Source organism: Phenylobacterium sp., assembly GCF_030693805.1.
In the GTDB taxonomy this organism is placed as follows: domain Bacteria; phylum Pseudomonadota; class Alphaproteobacteria; order Caulobacterales; family Caulobacteraceae; genus Phenylobacterium.
Window position 1 is genome coordinate 1 of record NZ_JAUXZW010000210.1, and the last position, 1,024, is coordinate 1,024.

The 1,024-nt window shown below is 34.4% G+C and carries 1 protein-coding gene; it reads right to left on the reverse strand.

The genetic code is table 11. The annotated features are described in order from the left end of the window. Positions 1–412, reverse strand: a 412-nt coding sequence (locus tag Q8M88_RS08345) for a DUF1080 domain-containing protein (RefSeq protein ID WP_305596288.1), incomplete at its 3' end; no start/stop codon positions are given. Positions 413–1,024: the final 612 nt, after the last annotated feature.

Sequence of the window (1,024 nt, forward strand, 5' to 3'; positions counted from 1 at the left end):
AAACAGGAAAATCCTGGTTCACCTCCATGCTTTCGGCGCTTTGCCCGTGAACCATGATTCCACTGTTGCGTAAAGCCCAGCCTGCTCCTTCAGGACACTGTTCACCTACAAAACGGTATTCAACACGAATTTTGTAATGTGAATAAGGCTGTTTATAAAAAATATGCCCGAAATGCCCATTGAATTTGTCGTACTGATCGTACCTGACTTTCAGCAAACTATCCTCCACCCTGAACGTGTTATTGAAATTTTCATTCAAAGGAAACCCGGTAATTTTGATATTCCAATCATTCAGGTCTTTCCCGTTAAACAATTGAATCCATCCTTCATTTTTAGGTTTGTTCGAAGTACACGACATTGCCAAAGCAAGTACCAAAATAAAAAAAATAACTTGTACTGAAAATCGTTTCATGATGATGGTTGTGTTAGTTGGTTTAGAAATTGGTGTAGGTTTCGGTGTTGAAAGATAATTATTTTTTTCGAAAATATTCCTCGCTGTAATAGTCTCAAAAAGCAAAGAGCTGGACTACAATCCGGCTCTTTGCTAAAATAAAAAAAAGAAAATACCAGGCAAAACAGACTCTATTTCTTGTCTTTTTTTGCTTTTTTCTCTAATCTTTTTTCCTTTAACGATTTGGTTGGTTCCTTTTTTGCTTCTTATTTTGCATCTAAACTTTTACCCATAACAAACAATTTTAAAGGTTATTAATCTGGTCCTGAACACTATTGGTTTACTATTCAATTGAACTTCGCCTTTCAGCAACAATTAATCAAAATTACGATTTTTTATAAAAACAGCACAAATTAGGGGACAATGTTTTAAATACTCATACAAATTTGTGTTTCACAACTGATTCGGCTAAAAAACTATTGACTTTTAACAATAGATTGATTAAATTAAGATTTGATTAGTCAATTGTTTTTTGAAATTGGAACTGCAAGGTTTTTGTATTTTGGAGGTTTTATTATTCCAGCTAACCCGTTCGCAGGGTGTCGTAAAGCGGTGTAGTGCAAGTAAGAAGTA